The organism is Glaciecola sp. KUL10, from assembly GCF_003203515.1.
Classification (GTDB): domain Bacteria; phylum Pseudomonadota; class Gammaproteobacteria; order Enterobacterales; family Alteromonadaceae; genus Glaciecola.
In genome coordinates, this window is the sequence record NZ_BGNG01000007.1 from 37485 (window position 1) to 52236 (window position 14752).

Consider the following 14752-nt stretch of genomic DNA (forward strand, 5'->3'; position numbering starts at 1 on the left):
TTTATGTTAGTAGCTTTTATCGATAGAGTTTTTCAACTAAAAGAACACAAAACAACAATAAAAACTGAAGTTGTTGCAGGCTTGACCACCTTTGCAGCAATGTCATACATACTCATCGTTAACCCCAGTATTTTAGGCTTAAGTGGTATGCCGATTGAGGGCTTAATTACTGTAACTGCCCTCGCAGCCTGCCTTGGTACTTTGCTCATGGCATGGTTAACCAACTATCCAATTGCGTTGGCACCAGGCATGGGCTTGAACGCTTTTTTTGCGTTTACTATTTGCATGTCACGTGAAATACCATGGGAAGCAGCTTTGGGAATTGTGTTCTACAATGGCATATTGTTTTTGCTGTTGACGGTTTCAGGTATTCGTAAAAAAATTGCGGACGCGATCCCCGACGCGTTAAAAATAGGGGTTCAGTGTGGTATCGGTTTGTTTATTGCTTTTATCGGTTTAAAAAATGCCAATTTAATCGTCGATAATCCAGCAACGTTTGTGTCCTTAGGTGACTTATCTGAACCTGCAGTCATGCTCGCCTTTTTAGGCATTATATTCACCGTCATATTAGTGGTTAAAAAAGTCACTGGTGCGATTTTAATATCCATCATTACACTAACTGTAATCGGTATTTTTATTCCTACCGAAAATGGTTATTTAACCTCAACGCCAAGCGGCATAGTTGGGATGCCTGAACCTATCGGCAATACTTTGTTCGCTATGGATCTTGTTTACCCAATAGTGAACTTTGCAAGCACATGGGACCTTATTTTTGCACTTATGTTCGTGAATATGTTCGATACCATCGGTACGCTTATTGGCGTTTCTAAACGCGCAAACCTTACCGATGCAAACGGTAAACTACCTAAAATGGGACGTGCGATGACTGCTGATGCTGGTGCGAGTATTGTGGGTGCAGGATTAGGCACATCACCTGTGACAAGTTACGTCGAATCTGCAACCGGCGCTGCAGCGGGCGGGCGCACTGGATTAACAGCTGTAGTAGTCGGTATTTGTTTTTTACTTGCTTTGTTTTTAACGCCGTTAATGGTCGTAATACCAATTATGGCGACAACCCCTGCACTGGTTATGGTTGGTATTTACATGATGGAATCGATTCGCAGTTTAGATTTTGATGACATGGCTAGCGTCGCAACGGCAACCATTGCTTTAATGGCAATGCCACTGACATTTAGCATAAGTGAAGGTATCGCACTAGGTTTTATCACTTATGTCATTGTGAAGCTTGGCGTTGGCGAATATCGACGAATAAGCGCGATCACCTACATATTGGCGCTCGTGTTTCTACTTCGGTATTTACTTAATTTAAAATAGCTATTTAGGGCCTCTTGATCAGCAGGGCGATTTCGCAGGCGTTGGAAAACGGCTTTGCCAATGCTCAGCAATCTCTTGTCGCGTGCAGACCCACACATCGTTGTGGGTATTTATGTATTGAATAAAGCGTTCCAGTGATTTTAAACGGGCAGGGCGGCCAATGATACGACAGTGCAAACCTATAGATAGCATTTTAGGGTGAGTTTCACCCTCTTCATATAACACGTCAAATGCATCTTTTAGATAGCAGTAAAAATCGTCGCCAGTATTAAAGCCTTGCGGCGATGCAAAGCGCATGTCGTTGGTGTCGAGGGTGTAAGGCACCATTAGCAGTGGCTTTTCATAGTGCATATCGTAATAGGGCAGGTCGTCAGCATATGAATCTGCGCAATAGAGAATATCTTCACGTTCGGCGATAAGCGCTAGCGTATTTGGGCTGGTTCTTCCGGTATACCAGCCTTTTGGCTTGGTTCCGGTGAGAGCTTTATGCAGTTCAATAGCTTGTTCGATTTGTTCGCGCTCTTGTTCAATAGGCATTTCCTGATAGTGAATCCAGCGCATCGCATGACAAGCAATCTCCCAACCTGACTGCAACATTGCTTTAACGACTTCTGGATGGCGTTGCATAGCCATGGTGACGCCAAATACTGTGACTGGCAAATTGTACTTTGTGAACAAACGATGCAAGCGCCAAAAGCCAGCACGACTGCCATATTCGTACAGAGACTCCATGCTTATGTGGCGTTCACTAAAGGCCTGCGCACCAATTATTTCAGATAGAAATGTTTCAGAGTGTTCATCCCCGTGCAGTACGCAATTTTCGCCTCCTTCTTCGTAATTAATCACAAACTGAACTGCTAGCTTGGCTTTTCTGGGCCAATTAGCTTTTGGAGGGGTTTCACCGTATCCGACTAAGTCTCGAGGGTAAGAGGTGTTGGACAAATAGCTCATTTCACATCCTTCGGTGTACTACCTTTGTCGTTATTATTGATAACCTCAGAGGTAACAAGGTACTGCTCTGGAATGGACAAACCACAACCTTTGAGAATGATATTTACTACCGTTTGCGTAGCTTCTTTATATTCCTTTTGCCTCATCGCTTTACCTCGAAGCTGTTTAATTTGAGACGAAAAATCTGCATAGTGCTGGGTAGTTGACCAAATGTGATAGAGTAAATATTCAGCGTTAATATTGTCCATTTTACCCGTCTCAATCCAGCCATTGATGACATCGATTCTGGAGTTTACCCACTGGCTATGATCGCGTTTAAATGAGGCGTCTAAATTTTCGCCGCCGTTTATTATTTCTATCGCAAAAGCCTTGGATGAATAGGGGTGTAAACGTGAAATCTCCATCTTTTCAGCGATATATTTAGCAAGTGTCTCTGACGGGCAATCGTCCACTGTTGCATCATCAAAGCTAGAATTCCACATACTCAATATAGATTGCATGACAGCTGAATAAAGCGCTTTTTTGGAAGCGAAATAATAAAGTATATTTGCTTTAGGCAAGTTTGCAGCATCTGCTATTTTTTGTATCGATGCACCTTTATAGCCATTTTCTGCGAACGATTTTAGTGCAGCTGACAATATAATATTGCGTTTTTTCGTGCCTTTTCCGCCAGTCAGTTTAGATCGCGGTGTCATTTAGGTGAGTCGTCCTTTGTCTTTAATCAATTAATATTACTAGATAAACCAATACCTGTGAACGAATAACACAGCAATAAATGTACCAATGCACTGATTTATAGAAGATAAAAGCTGACCGATCGGTCTGCTTTTTGCATCACCCTTAAATATTGGTAAAAGGATGCAATTGCCTTAAATAATACTCTAGGTTAGTAAACAATTATGATCCAGTTTTTAGTGAACGACGAGCTCATTCAGATTGACAATGAACCAGCTGACCTGACGTTGCTAGATTTTTTGCGCGAGCATAAGCAGTTAAGTGGCACTAAAGAAGGCTGTGCCTCGGGTGATTGCGGCGCGTGTACAGTCGTGACAGCAAGTTTACTGAAGGAAGACCAACAACACACCTCGTTATCACACGCCAAACCACGGCTCAAATACGAAGCGATTAATAGTTGTATTACGTTCTTGTCGGCGTTGCATGGCAAGCAAATTATTACGGTTGAACACTTAGGGCGTGGCGCTAAGCTGCACCCAGTGCAATCTGCAATGGTTGACGCCAATGCGAGCCAATGCGGTTTTTGCACACCAGGCTTTGTAATGTCGATATTTGCTTTGTATCAAACAAATAAAACGTCGAAACATGCTACAGGCCGAACCGAAGTCATTAATGCTCTTTCGGGAAATCTATGTCGTTGTACAGGTTACCAGCCCATTATAAATGCTGCGCTTAGTGTTTGTTCGCTAGATAACAATAAGCCTGATGAGAAAAAGCCATCTGAGATAGACAAAAAGCAGGATGCTGTCATACAAAAACTCCAACAGATAGACATAAGTTCGGGTTCGTGTGAGCATTCATTGTTACCTACTTCTAGAGAACAGCTTGCTGAATATATTAAAAGTCATCCAAAGGCTAAATTAGTAGCAGGCAGTACTGATCTCGCTTTATTGAGTACGCAACAGCTGCAATCGATACCGACATTGATTAGCCTTCGATACTTGCCCGAACTATCTAGTATTGAGCAAACAGAAGGAAAAATTCGAATAGGTGCAGCGTGCACATTAAGTCAAATTGAATCAATCCTACTTACGCACTTTCCTAGCCTAAAAGAGGTATTCGAACGCTTTGCAAGCTTGCCTATTCGCAATCAAGCTAGTGTGGGAGGGAATATTGCCAATGCTTCGCCGATTGGTGATATGCCACCGGTATTACTGGCTTTAAATGCTAGTCTTGTTATCGACAATGGCGATCAGTGCCGAAGCATCGCACTTGAAGACTTTTTTGTTGATTATAAGCAAACTCGCCTTGGCACACATGAATGGCTTCGGTTTGTTGATATTCCTTTACCTTCGTCAAACAATATCCTCAAAGTTTACAAAATATCTAAACGCATGGAAGACGATATTTCGGCGGTATGCATGGCGCTTTCAATAGGCCTAGATAAGGGGAAAGTTGTCTCATTGAAAACCGGCTTTGGTGGTGTAGCTGCAATACCTTCTATTTGTGAAGATTTAGCATGTGCATTAATAGGTAACGTTTGGCATGACAGTAATAATGTTAATATTGGTAAAGAAATACTTAAACACGCATTTACTCCGATAGATGATGTTCGCGCCAGTGCAGATTACCGGATACAAATGTTGCAAAATTTATGGCATCGGTTTTGGTTAGAAACACAAGCAAGTGAACTGTCTATTCCCACACGAGTGATTGATCATGCGTAAACTTACCAACAAGCCATACTCAGATATCAAAAGCGCTAGTCCTAAAAAACAAACACAACACGAAAGCGCCGTTCGTCAAGTCAGAGGCACAGCAAATTATATTGATGACATTAGTGTTGCCGCCAATATTAAATATGCAGCAGTCGGGGTAAGTGATTGTTGTAGCGGTATCATTGAATCGATAGATTTGAGTGATGTTAGCAAAAGCGACGGTGTAGTAGATGTAATTACGGTTAAAGATGTGCCTGGCCATACCGATATTGGACCGGTGTTCAAAGGTGATCCATTATTAGCAGATGTGCAAATTAAGTTTCATTGTCAGCCCATTTTTGCAGTCCTTGCTAACACGCAACAACAAGCAAGAGTAGCAGCAAAAAAAGCACGTATTAAAGTATCTGAAACGCCTGCAATTTTAAGTGTAGAAGACGCAAAAGCACAAGAATCATTTGTCAGGCCTTCGCACACAATGCTTGTCGGTGAGCCGAAACATAGTATCGATAGCGCACAATACCGTGAAAAGGGTCATGTGAGCATTGGCGGTCAAGAGCACTTGTACCTAGAGGGGCAGGTCGCCATGGTGGTACCCGATGAAGAAGACCGTTTGTTAGTATATTCGTCAAGTCAGCACCCCAGTGAAGTGCAAAAGCTAGTGGCCGAAGTACTTGATATAAAACTCAATAGAGTCACTGTTGATATGCGCCGAATGGGTGGTGGTTTTGGCGGCAAGGAGACACAAGCCGCTCAGTGGGCGTGTATTGCTGCGATATTTGCTCAAAGGCAAAAGTGCGCAGTAAAAATTCGCTTGAGCCGACAGCAAGATATGCAGGTTACAGGTAAACGCCACCCTTTTGAAAATACCTACTCGGTTGGTTTTGATGAAAATGGACTGGTCAGTGCCGCGCAAATTGATATCAACGGTAACTGTGGACATTCTCCAGACTTATCTGATGCAATTGTTGATAGAGCTATGTTTCATGCTGATAACGCTTATTATCTTAAAAATTGTGAAATACATGGGCATCGTTTAAAAACACATCAAGTTTCTCACACTGCGTTTAGAGGATTTGGTGGTCCTCAAGGAATGATAGTTGCTGAAGCCATGCTTGATAAAGTGGCGCGCGCGACGGGGCAAGATCCTTTAAGCATACGCATGCTAAATTTGTATGGCGCTAAAAACAGCCACAAACACAATATGACCACCCCCTATGGTATGGAAATTGAGCATAACCTATTGCCTGAAATCATGACGCAACTAGCCAAAAGCAGTGACTATTGGTCGAGGCGAGATGCGATTAAAACTTTCAATGCGAACAGTCCAGTGATCAAAAAAGGCTTGGCGCTTACCCCAGTAAAATTTGGCATTTCTTTTACTGCAAAACACTTGAATCAAGCAGGCGCGCTTGTGCATATATACACTGATGGCAGTATTCAGGCCAACCATGGCGGCACCGAAATGGGGCAAGGCCTACATACCAAAATTAGCCAAATTGTGGCGCGTGAATTTGGCGTAAGCGTGAATGAAGTCGAAATTACCTCTACGCGAACCGACAAAGTCCCCAACACTTCGCCAACAGCAGCTTCAAGTGGAACAGATTTAAATGGAAAAGCCGCGCAAAATGCATGCATTGCAATAAAGCAGCGTCTCCTTAAATTTTATGCAGAGCAGGTTGGTGAATCCACCAGAGAAGCATATTTAGAAAACAATCACATACATTGCGGTCAGCATTCCCTGCCATGGGCAGACCTTATTCAGCAAGCTTATATGGCAAGGATCAGTTTGTCGGCAAACGGCTTTTATAAAACACCCAAACTAGACTACGACAGAGATACCGCCAAAGGCAGACCTTTTTTCTATTTTGCTTATGGGGCAGCTGCGAGCGAGGTAATAGTAGACACACTGACGGGTGAAAACAAAGTCACACGTGTAGACATACTTCACGATGTTGGCAATAGTATTAACCCAGCTATCGATATTGGGCAAATAGAAGGCGGATTTATTCAAGGTATGGGCTGGTTAACCACAGAAGATTTAGTGTGGGATGGCAAAGGTAGACTTAGCAGTAATAACTTAGCGACCTACAAAATACCGTCTATTGGGGATACGCCCGAGGTGTTTAATGTTGAATTGTTTGACCGCGCGAATGCTGAAGACAGTATTTATCATTCAAAAGCGGTGGGTGAACCGCCATTTATGTTGGCAATCTCAGTTTGGTGCGCCATAAAGGACGCTATATCTAGTCTTGATGATTATCAAACTGATCCAGACTTAAGCACGCCAGCGACACCTGAACGGATCATGGGGGCGATCAATACACTGCAAACCCAAAAGGCGTCAAATAGCCCTCAAAAAGGTGTTACCTCATGCAAATAAACACTTGGTATGAAGCTATCTCATCTTGTGAAAAGCAGGGCTCTGCCTATGTACTGATTACGGTATGGCAAAGTGCAGGCTCTACTCCACGAGACGCAGGCTGTAAAATGTTGGTAACTGGCGATAGTCAATACGACACTATTGGCGGTGGTCATTTAGAGTTTCAAGCGATAAAAACAGCCAGAAAATTGCTGGTCAAAGGCCAAAGCTGCCAAGAAATAGAGTCGTTTCCGTTGTCGAGTAAATTAGGACAATGCTGTGGAGGAGCCGTAAAACTATTGTTTGAAGTTATGTGTTCTCATCAGCAGCATGTCGCTATATTTGGGGCTGGACATGTGGCACAAGCCTTAGTGCCTATATTAGCGCAGTTGCCGCTTCAAATTAGCTGGACAGATAGTCGAGAAGGCATGTTTGGTGATGATGCTAAACAAGCAAGTGAACTTCTGAAGACGCGGCATGACTTTTCGGATAAAGCACGAGAAATATCGGGGGCATATTCAAACGTTAGGGCTTTTACTAACGATGCCCCTGTTGATGTTATTAAAGAGTTACCTTGCAACGCTTGGGTCGTGATACTGACACACAATCACCAACTCGATTATGAACTTGTTGAGGCGGCGCTAAAACATCAACACTTAAATTACATTGGCATGATTGGCTCTTCAACAAAAGCTAAGCGATTTCAGACGAAGCTTTGCCATAGAGGTTTTTTACCTGAACAAATAGCAAGCCTAGTGAGCCCAATTGGCGAGCTTGGCATCACGGGTAAACGCCCAGTTGAAGTCGCCGTATCCATAAGCGCGCAACTCATCAATTTGCTAAATGTGAAAGCAGTTCAAAACTTGCCTCGCCTACAACCTAGACACTCAAAAAGCAAGGCGCTAGCAAGCCAACCTGGGGATTCACAATGAATACTATTGAGCAACTCAATGAAATGACGCTAGAGGGCGCTCATGCTTGGTTTATGCAAACATGTACCGCGACTCAATGGTGTGAGCTAATGACACAGTCTCGTCCATATACGTCTGTTGAGCATCTCAGTGATTGCGCTGCGCAGCATTGGGCGAAGATGCAAAGCAGCGATTATAGGGAGGCTTTCGAGGGGCATCCGATGATAGGCGATATTGATTCTTTGCGAGAGAAATACGCTACCACAAAAAAAATGGCCGGCAATGAGCAAGCCGGCACTGCAGTTGCGAGTGAGTCAGTGCTAAAAGCGCTGCAGCAGGCTAATGCAGATTATTTAGAAAAACATGGTTTTATCTTCATTATTTGTGCTAGTGGCTTATCTGCAGAAACTATGTTGGCAGCCTTAAATGACAGAATAGAAAATAGCACTCACATAGAAGAACAAAACGCAGCTCGTGAGCAACTCAAAATAACGCTGTTGCGCATAAGTAAAGCGTTTGAGGGCAATTTGCTAACTAGAACTCAAATCAAAGATCAGAACAAGCATCAAAACAAAGGAACACCGCTATGAATAGTTTATCCAGTCACGTGCTCGACACAACCTGTGGTAAGCCGGCAAGAAAGATAAAAATTACGCTTAGCTTGCCTAGTGGGCTTGAGATAGAAAGCGAAACGGATAAAGACGGGCGTTGCAAAGATTGGGGGGATACCGTTTTTGTTGCAGGAACTTACCGTTTGCGCTTTCACTGTCGAGAGTATTTGGAGTCAGTTCATGGAGAAAGCTTTTATCCATTCGTGGATATCTATTTTGATATCACAGAAAATGGCGGACATTACCACGTCCCCTTACTTATTTCTCCATATAGCTTTAGTAGCTATCGGGGAAGCTAGTGAAGGCTGATTTAACTATTTTTCGCGCAAGTATTTTGCACTTTTCCAAAGCCATGGATGGTGCGAATGTTAGCCCTGATTACTTTGATGATGGAGCCTTGGTTGTCAGCGGCGACCGAATAGTCGCAGTTGGGCACTTTAAAGCTTTAAATGCGCAGTATAAGTGTAGTTTAGAGCATGACTTTAGTGGCAAATTAATTATTCCTGGACTTATAGATAGTCACTTGCACTTTCCGCAAACAGAAATGATTGCAAAATACGGTGAACAATTATTATCTTGGTTGGAAACTTATACCTTTCCTACTGAACGTAAGTTTGACGATCCGACCTACTGTCAATTTATCGCCCAACATTTTATCGCGCAGCTCATAAACAACGGCACAACGACTGCTTTTGCATTTCCAAGTGTACACACCCAGTCTGTTGATGCATTATTTAGTCAAGCATCAAAGCACAATATGTCGATGATCAGCGGAAAAGTGTGCATGGATAGAAATTGTCCGGAATTCCTGCAAGATACGCCTGAAACAGCGCAGCAACTGAGCCACGAATTAATTGAAAAGTGGCATGAAAAGGGGCGCAATTTATATGCGCTTACCCCACGCTTTGCGCCTACTAGCACCGATAAACAACTTTCTTTATTAGGTGAGCTATCCCAGCAGCACCCCAGTGTATTTTTACAAACTCATTTGTCAGAAAATCACGGTGAAATAGCATGGGTAAAAAGCCTGTTCCCACAGCACAATACTTATTTAGATGTTTATGACAGATATAACATGGTGCATTCGCGATCTTTGTTTGGTCATTGTTTGCACTTACATGAGCAAGAGTGGGAGCGCCTAGCAGATACTGGAGCAAGTGCTATTTTTTGCCCAAGTTCCAACCTCTTCTTAGGCAGTGGCCTTTTTTCTCTTGAGCAAGCACAAAAATATAAAGTAAATGTCTCGCTTGCCACTGACGTAGGGGCGGGTACCAGTTTTAACATGCTGAAGACGTATGGAGATGCATATAAGATAAGTCAACTGCAACAGTGCCCACTTAGTGCAATACAAGGTTTGTATATGATGTCGCAAGGTCCGGCATGTGCCTACAACCTAGACCATGAAATCGGCAATTTGAATCCCGGTACATACGCAGACTTTGTTGTTCTCAACCCGTATTCTAACGCAATGAGTGATTTGCGTTTTGAAAGTCTAAGCAGATATCGTTCAGAGGGAGCCGCAAACACTACTGAAGGGATAGCCTTAAGCGAGGATATGCTCTTTGCCCTAGCGTTTATTGGTGATGACAGAGCGATTGAAGCCACCTATGTGGCAGGTGTGGACCTTAAACAACAATTAAAGGAGCAAAGGTATGCCTTGGCTTGAGTGGGTTTCATTATTTGTAAGGTGGTTTCATGTGATAGCTGGTGTGGCTTGGATAGGCGCATCTTTTTACTTCATCTGGTTAGACAATAGTTTGCGTTCTCCCCCCCAATGGAAAAAAGATAAAGGCATTAAAGGTGATTTGTGGGCAGTACACGGCGGAGGCTTCTATGAAGTCGCGAAATACAGCTATGGGCCGGAGGAAATGCCAAGTACTTTGCATTGGTTTAAGTGGGAAGCTTATTCGACTTGGCTAAGCGGTATGGCACTGCTTATTATTGTATATTACTACGGAGCATCCTCGTATTTAATTGACCCGAGTGTAATGGTACTGTCACCTTTTGAAGCAATTACTTATGGCTTGCTTTATCTCTTTGGCGGCATGGCGATTTATGAGCTGGCTTGTCGAAGTAAACTTGGAAAATCACCCAAAATATTCGCAGTATTTTTGTCTTGTCTAATAGTGTTTGCATGCTGGCTTGCTACTTATTTATTTAGTGGTCGAGGGGCTTATATACATGTTGGCGCACTCATTGGCACTATTATGGTCGGCAACGTATTTTTAAATATCATGCCTGCTCAGCGTAAAATGGTAGATGCAGTCACTAAAAAACTGCCTATTGACCCAGCATGGGGCACGGGCGCTAAATTAAGGTCGGTACACAACAACTACTTTACCTTGCCTTTGCTTTTTATCATGATTAGCAACCATTATCCTATGACGTATCAGCATGAGTTAAACTGGTTAGTATTGGTGGCGATCATCGCTTTATCTTCTGGTATTCGCCACTACTTTAATTTAAAGCACAATGACGTTCACAAACCATCCATATTAGTATTCGGTTTCATTGGTATGGCTTTACTTGCGCTATGGGTTTCATGGCCCCAAGCCACCAGTCCTGACGATAAAGGGCTTGTTTCAGAAGAAGTATTTACAGCTCCTTTGACTGATACTCAAGTGAGAGTATCAAAGATTATTGAAACGCACTGCGTGAGTTGTCATGCACAACACCCACAAGATGCAATATTCACTGTTGCGCCTTTAGGACTGAAGCTTGATAGTTGGCAACAAATTCAGGCTAATGCCCCTAAAATATACAATAGAACCGTCGTCACAAAAGATATGCCATTGATGAACAAAACGAACATGACAGACGAAGAGAGGAAGGCCTTAGCTGATTGGTACTCCAATTTATAATGAAGATAGATTAGGGGGCGATGGTAATAAAAGCGTTTTTTTACTACGTCCAAAAAGCTTTGTGTAAGTCTGCAATTTCTTGCACGACCTCTTCAACAGGTCCCCATATTTTAATTGCCTTTTGACCTTTGGAAAAGACATAACGGCTGGGTACATCAAGTGTTGGATTTTCGTCATGGTTACCAGTAAGGTCCAGCAGTTGACGTTCTGACATACCGTAAACCAAGCGGCCGATGTTGGCCCAATATTGAGTGCCAGCGCACATTACGCAAGGCTCTGCCGTTGAATACAGGGTTGTTCCCCATAGCTGCTCGGGCGTATATTTTTGTGCAGCTCTTTGAGCAAGTGTCGATTCGGCATGCGCAACCGAACTTATATTTCCCTGCTCCATCAGTATTGTTTCGTTATCCTTAGCGACTAATACGGCACCAAAAGGGTGATGTCCTGCTTCCATCGCTATTTTAGCGACTTGATTTGCACGTCGTAAGTGTTTAATCATCTGTTCTGTAGTGGGATCGTCACCAGGCGGTGGATTTTTGGGTTTCGATTGTTTACCCGCTGTTGCGTTTGATATTAATATGCCGGAAAGGCCTACGCCTATAGCTGATGCGCCTGCAAAGCGGAGCAGTTTTCTGCGGCTAGGTGATGTTAGTTGTTTTATCATTTTTTGTGCCTTTATGACCTTTTTAGATGTGCTACGCTTTCAGCAGGTATGCTCAATGTAGAGCTAGCATAAAAAAGTCTGGCTAAACAGCCAGACTTTCATTTTTCTATTCTTAATAGTATTTATGCTCAATATTAAAAGTTATATCTCACGCGAGCCATAACCATGCGTGGCGGTATATATTGAAAACCTGTTTCGTTGACACCAAATACGTCAGTCATTGCTGAGTTTACGCCATCTTGATCTGTTAGGTTGTATACCATTAAATCTGCGCCCCATGTCTCTTCAGGAGAATCATAAGACAGATTGACGTTAAATAAATTATACGCGTCCACTGGGTCTACTTCGGGGTTATTAAACACACGCTGTTCAAAATCGCCGCGATGCGTATACTGAATACTAGCGAGTATGTATGCACCATTACTTAGTTGATCTTCATAAGAAAAGGTAATGTCAGCTGTCAATCCAGGTGTTTTTGCCAGTTCATTGCCATTTAGATTTTGTAAAAAGCCAGCGACATCTCTTGTTGCTCCGTGTATTTCTTCTTTGGCAGGCGTAACACCGTCAGCTAAAAATACATCTTCGATTAACAGTCTATTATCCAGTGCTAGGTAGTCAGCTGAGACTTCAGACTCCATTGCGCCAAGTTTCACATCAAGACTGAAGTTATCACCGATTAATGCTGTCATTTCAAATTCTAAACCATAAATTTGTGACTCAGGAATATTCGAAACACCGCTGCCAAACTCGTTAAAGTCTGAAGCTTGGAACTGAAGGTTTGCATAATCGTAATAAAAAGCTGCAAAGTTAGTTCTGACTTGGCTATTCATTAAATCAGCTTTATAGCCGATTTCGTATGCGTCAATCGTTTCGTCTTCAAAGGCTTCCCTTACCAATGCATCCTCACCTTCTGAAAAGGTTAAGTTGCTGCCGCCAGGCTTTAACCCTCGTGTGTATGACGCGTAAGTCATTGCATCTGTAGCTAGATCCCACTCCACTGCAACGCGACCCGTCAAATCAGTTGTTTTCGGATTAATGAATGAAGGCGTTGGGCTAAAGAAGTTAGACACCGTACTTTTGACTTCATCATCAGTATAACGAAGTCCAGTGATCAAGCGTAATTCATCACTCAAAGGGTAAGTAGTTTGGCCATAGATAGAAATCGACTCTCGCTTAGGGTTAGAGTCAGAGATAAAACCGCGGTCTCCGCCAAATACTTCTGGAAACGTTGTTGCATAGCCATCTAAGAAACCATTTCGGTCAGTATCAAGTTCTTCTCTGATAGTAATTTCAATGTCTGTATCGAGGTAAAAGACACCCACTAACCAGTCCAACTTACCAAACAATGGCTCATTTGAAATCACGTTCAGCTCTTGAGTAAAGGTAGTTTGTACGTTGTTTTCTGGATTGAATTGGCTGATTTGAATTTCAGGGTTAGTTAAAAACGAGTGACGGTCGTTATCACGTACAACGGTAATATCATCTTTTTGATAGCTGCTTAGTGATTTAATGACTGCAAAACCTGCGTCCCATTCTGCTATGAGTCCATAGACTTCCGAATCCAGTTCGTATGAGGAAGGGGTATCTTGCGACAGGTTTCTAGCGCCTTCAGTAGGGTCGTCAATTCCTTTTATACCCGCTCCATTCGATTCACCTGAAAACAGCTGAGCTAATAGGCGAACATTGAAGGTATCACTTATGTTAAACAACCAGTCTGTTCTAAAAGACAAATTGTCGATATCGTCCATATCTTCGCCCACGAAGGTTTCGCCGGGCTCAGATACACTAGGGCCATTGTAGACGTTTTGAGTGTAACCATCTTGTTTCACCGCGCTGAAAGAGGTGCGCATGGCAATGTTGTCTGAAATTGGCACATTCACAGTACCGCGCGCTTTGCGCATGTTGTAGTTGCCAATTGTTAAATCCGCTTTACCTGAAAATTCATCTGCACTTGGTAAGGTGTTGATAATATTGATTGCACCACCCGTTGAGTTTTGGCCAAACAAAGTGCCTTGTGGGCCTCTCAATACCTCAATGCGTTCGATGTCGATAAAATCGGTTTGCAGCGCATAAGGTGATGCGATGTAAATTCCATCCATGTGATAAGACACCGAAGGATTAGCGGTCGCATTCTGGTTTGCTTCATTACCAACGCCTCTCACAGAGATAATGGTTTTAAAACCCTCATTTTTGGCCACTGTTACGCCCGGTGCAATTGCGCTTAAATCAACAAATGAAGAAATGTACTTTTTATCTAAATCATTTGCCGTAATGGCTGTCACCGCTTGAGATAGATCTTGCAGACTTTCATTTCGTTTTTCAGCGGTAACTATTATCTGTTCAACTTCACGCTTTGAATCACTTGTTGCTTCAGATTCTTGAGCTTGTGCGATTTGCGTTAGTGAGGTTGCTATTGCCAATGCTGCAGCGAGCGGACTTAACTTAAAGTTGATTGTTCTCATTGTGTTGTTGTTCCTAGCGTGAATTAAAATATTTTCACGACAAGTGTGCATTTTTGAATGCATCTACCCGCTAATAACTCAAGCAGTCTTGTCGACTTATTTGTGAAAAAGCACGATAAGTGCCAAATTATTGACCGATTGGACAGGTTTTGTTTTGCGCTTGTAAGTGATTGTTAATTAGGTACTTTGCGAGTTTTATTTATGT

General features: G+C 42.8%; 12 protein-coding genes. 8 read left to right on the forward strand and 4 right to left on the reverse strand.

Annotated features, from left to right (window positions below):
- Positions 1 to 3 precede the first annotated feature (3 nt).
- Complete coding sequence (locus KUL10_RS12700; RefSeq protein WP_110429319.1) at positions 4 to 1335, forward strand: NCS2 family permease; 1332 nt, start codon at positions 4 to 6, stop codon at positions 1333 to 1335.
- Positions 1336 to 1353: 18 nt separating this feature from the next.
- Here KUL10_RS12700 and puuE read toward each other — a convergent pair whose 3' ends face one another.
- Entirely contained in the window at positions 1354 to 2286 is a 933-nt protein-coding gene (gene puuE, locus KUL10_RS12705) for an allantoinase PuuE (RefSeq protein WP_110429320.1), read from the reverse strand.
- Positions 2283 to 2981, reverse strand: a complete 699-nt coding sequence (locus KUL10_RS12710) for a TetR family transcriptional regulator C-terminal domain-containing protein (protein ID WP_110429321.1) — start codon at positions 2979 to 2981, stop codon at positions 2283 to 2285. The genes puuE and KUL10_RS12710 overlap by 4 nt, the downstream gene beginning before the upstream one ends.
- A 204-nt stretch (positions 2982 to 3185) precedes the next feature.
- On the opposite strand from KUL10_RS12710, the gene xdhA reads away from it, so the two are divergent.
- From xdhA to KUL10_RS12745, 7 genes are read left to right on the forward strand one after another with little or no spacing between them, the layout of a single operon-like run.
- Positions 3186 to 4688: a xanthine dehydrogenase small subunit gene (gene xdhA, locus KUL10_RS12715; protein WP_110429322.1), complete on the forward strand. Its 1503-nt coding sequence runs from the start codon at positions 3186 to 3188 to the stop codon at positions 4686 to 4688.
- Complete coding sequence (gene xdhB / locus KUL10_RS12720; RefSeq protein ID WP_110429323.1) at positions 4681 to 7059, forward strand: xanthine dehydrogenase molybdopterin binding subunit; 2379 nt, start codon at positions 4681 to 4683, stop codon at positions 7057 to 7059. Before xdhA ends, xdhB begins: the two co-directional genes overlap by 8 nt.
- Positions 7050 to 7970 carry a xanthine dehydrogenase accessory protein XdhC gene (xdhC, locus tag KUL10_RS12725; protein ID WP_110429324.1) on the forward strand — a complete coding sequence of 307 codons (921 nt, stop codon included), beginning with the start codon at positions 7050 to 7052 and terminating at the stop codon, positions 7968 to 7970. The genes xdhB and xdhC overlap by 10 nt, the downstream gene beginning before the upstream one ends.
- On the forward strand, positions 7967 to 8539 hold the full coding sequence (uraD, locus tag KUL10_RS12730; protein ID WP_110429325.1) for a 2-oxo-4-hydroxy-4-carboxy-5-ureidoimidazoline decarboxylase: 573 nt from the start codon (positions 7967 to 7969) through the stop codon (positions 8537 to 8539). Before xdhC ends, uraD begins: the two co-directional genes overlap by 4 nt.
- Entirely contained in the window at positions 8536 to 8859 is a 324-nt protein-coding gene (gene uraH, locus KUL10_RS12735) for a hydroxyisourate hydrolase (RefSeq protein WP_110429326.1), read from the forward strand. Before uraD ends, uraH begins: the two co-directional genes overlap by 4 nt.
- The gene (guaD, locus tag KUL10_RS12740) at positions 8859 to 10226 is read left to right on the forward strand and encodes a guanine deaminase (RefSeq protein ID WP_233499817.1); all 1368 of its coding nucleotides are present in this window, start codon (positions 8859 to 8861) and stop codon (positions 10224 to 10226) included. Before uraH ends, guaD begins: the two co-directional genes overlap by 1 nt.
- Positions 10213 to 11421 (forward strand): urate hydroxylase PuuD, encoded by a 1209-nt coding sequence (locus tag KUL10_RS12745; RefSeq protein WP_110429327.1) that lies wholly within the window; start codon positions 10213 to 10215, stop codon positions 11419 to 11421. The genes guaD and KUL10_RS12745 overlap by 14 nt, the downstream gene beginning before the upstream one ends.
- Positions 11422 to 11464: 43 nt before the next feature.
- On the opposite strand, the gene KUL10_RS12750 is transcribed toward KUL10_RS12745, so the two are convergent.
- The gene (locus tag KUL10_RS12750; protein ID WP_110429328.1) at positions 11465 to 12085 is read right to left on the reverse strand and encodes a nucleoside deaminase; all 621 of its coding nucleotides are present in this window, start codon (positions 12083 to 12085) and stop codon (positions 11465 to 11467) included.
- A 134-nt stretch (positions 12086 to 12219) separates the two neighbouring features.
- Positions 12220 to 14547 carry a TonB-dependent receptor gene (locus KUL10_RS12755; protein WP_110429329.1) on the reverse strand — a complete coding sequence of 776 codons (2328 nt, stop codon included), beginning with the start codon at positions 14545 to 14547 and terminating at the stop codon, positions 12220 to 12222.
- Positions 14548 to 14752 lie beyond the last annotated feature (205 nt).

Bases quoted from the DNA above. Each gene is read 5' to 3' on its own strand.
- uraD (WP_110429325.1), top strand. From the start codon at position 7,967: ATGAATACTATTGAGCAACTCAATGAAATGACGCTAGAGGGCGCTCAT.
- KUL10_RS12700 (WP_110429319.1), top strand. From the start codon at position 4: ATGTTAGTAGCTTTTATCGATAGAGTTTTTCAACTAAAAGAACACAAA.
- KUL10_RS12745 (WP_110429327.1), top strand. From the start codon at position 10,213: ATGCCTTGGCTTGAGTGGGTTTCATTATTTGTAAGGTGGTTTCATGTG.
- puuE (WP_110429320.1), bottom strand. From the start codon at position 2,286: ATGAGCTATTTGTCCAACACCTCTTACCCTCGAGACTTAGTCGGATAC.
- xdhB (WP_110429323.1), top strand. From the start codon at position 4,681: ATGCGTAAACTTACCAACAAGCCATACTCAGATATCAAAAGCGCTAGT.
- xdhA (WP_110429322.1), top strand. From the start codon at position 3,186: ATGATCCAGTTTTTAGTGAACGACGAGCTCATTCAGATTGACAATGAA.
- KUL10_RS12710 (WP_110429321.1), bottom strand. From the start codon at position 2,981: ATGACACCGCGATCTAAACTGACTGGCGGAAAAGGCACGAAAAAACGC.
- KUL10_RS12755 (WP_110429329.1), bottom strand. From the start codon at position 14,547: ATGAGAACAATCAACTTTAAGTTAAGTCCGCTCGCTGCAGCATTGGCA.
- xdhC (WP_110429324.1), top strand. From the start codon at position 7,050: ATGCAAATAAACACTTGGTATGAAGCTATCTCATCTTGTGAAAAGCAG.
- KUL10_RS12750 (WP_110429328.1), bottom strand. From the start codon at position 12,085: ATGATAAAACAACTAACATCACCTAGCCGCAGAAAACTGCTCCGCTTT.
- uraH (WP_110429326.1), top strand. From the start codon at position 8,536: ATGAATAGTTTATCCAGTCACGTGCTCGACACAACCTGTGGTAAGCCG.